The organism is Desulfobulbus rhabdoformis, from assembly GCF_016919065.1.
Taxonomy (GTDB): Bacteria; Desulfobacterota; Desulfobulbia; order Desulfobulbales; family Desulfobulbaceae; genus Desulfobulbus; species Desulfobulbus rhabdoformis.
In genome coordinates this window covers 1-1,370 of record NZ_JAFFQA010000125.1, presented here as the reverse complement: position 1 = coordinate 1,370, position 1,370 = coordinate 1, and the positions used below count along the sequence as shown (strand labels likewise).

Sequence of the window (1,370 nt, the reverse complement as noted above, 5' to 3'; positions counted from 1 at the left end):
TTTAACGGAATATTATATCATGCAAAAAGCAGCATTTAAACAAAAAAATAACGTAAAGCATTAAAATAATTAATCAAACAGGCCAACTTCGATCTACAGGGCAATTCCATAACTATCGGATGCTCCCAAACAGCTATGTTGCGTCTTTACCGAGCAGGTAATCGAATCTTTAGCTCGTGAGAGCAAGTTCGTTCAGCGCTCAGGCCAGTTAGGCGGTTTCACCTTCCTTTGTCTGCTGGCTTTTAACAGTGATGCATTGGCATTTGAGAGTCTCAATGATCTCACCGTCAAACTGGAGTTGGATCACGACATATGTAACAAAAAGTAATCGCTGGACGAGCGCTTTAACCAGCGGGCGGTTTCTTTTCTCACGGCAGCCCTCGGTGAACTCTTCAGCAAACAGCTGGCCGGGGGGGGGATGGCGACCTTGATAAGCTGTGACCAATTTGAAAGAATTTTGATTAAAGATTCTGTTTGTTTTCAAATAGATCAATCTTTATCCAAGTTTTACCCCGGTAGTGGCGGCAGTGGATCCGCAGCCAGTGTCAGGATCCAATTTGAATATGATTTAGTCTCCGGCAGTATCGTTGATCTCAGTCTGAATGCGTTTAACGATCAGGATGCAACCAATTCAACACTGACCGTTGATGTTGTCAGAGAAGGCGACCTTGTTATTCGTGATCTCGCGTACATGCATGTATCAGCATTGCGAGGTGTCCTGCAGAACCTCGGTGATTTTTTATGCCGTCTGCAAGCCAACAAAAACGTGTATCAGCTTCGTGGCAAGAAAAAGGTTAAGCTGAATTTTTCCCGGATCGTTCGAGCCATGACCGATGCCGGAATCGAAAAATTCGAAGGCTGGGTATTTCTTGACCAAAATCTGACATTACAGGTTCGCCTCTTCGTTTATCTGCACCCTGAAAGTGTTTATTAGGAACGAATGCGTAAGGCTCATTTGAATGCCCAAAAGAAAGAGCGACAATTAGGTAAAGAATTCAAAACCCGAGCGAGGCTCAACCTATTCATCACCTCTGCATCCCATGGCGAGAAACTAACTCCAGCGGTTATATGAACGAAATTTCTGCACAGAATGATGTTGCTTAGCAATAGCATCAAATTCGTATCTCGGGATATTTGTAATGAGTTGTTTTAGTATGGTGTCTTGATAAGCCATGGCTCGGATCTTCTTGTATTGAATGATCCTTTCGTGAAAATCATCATGCCAAAACAGGGGGGGGCAATACAGGGCAAGCGCACGAAATTTTTAGCTAGCAAGCACACTACCAAGAAACCGATTGTCGCAGGCTGCTCTGAATTGTTTTTGTTTGATACTCATTTTGGTTTTCTCTCGTTGTAGCAGATTACGAGCT

General features: G+C 43.6%; 2 protein-coding genes. One reads left to right on the top strand and one right to left on the bottom strand.

Going from position 1 to position 1,370, the window contains the following annotated elements:
* Positions 1–418: 418 nt before the first annotated feature.
* Positions 419–934, top strand: a complete 516-nt coding sequence (locus JWJ90_RS22685) for a transposase (protein WP_205229493.1) — start codon at positions 419–421, stop codon at positions 932–934.
* 117 nt (positions 935–1,051) lie between these two features.
* Here JWJ90_RS22685 and JWJ90_RS22680 read toward each other — a convergent pair whose 3' ends face one another.
* Positions 1,052–1,174 (bottom strand): DUF4372 domain-containing protein, encoded by a 123-nt coding sequence (locus JWJ90_RS22680; RefSeq protein WP_205229492.1) that lies wholly within the window; start codon positions 1,172–1,174, stop codon positions 1,052–1,054.
* Positions 1,175–1,370: the final 196 nt, after the last annotated feature.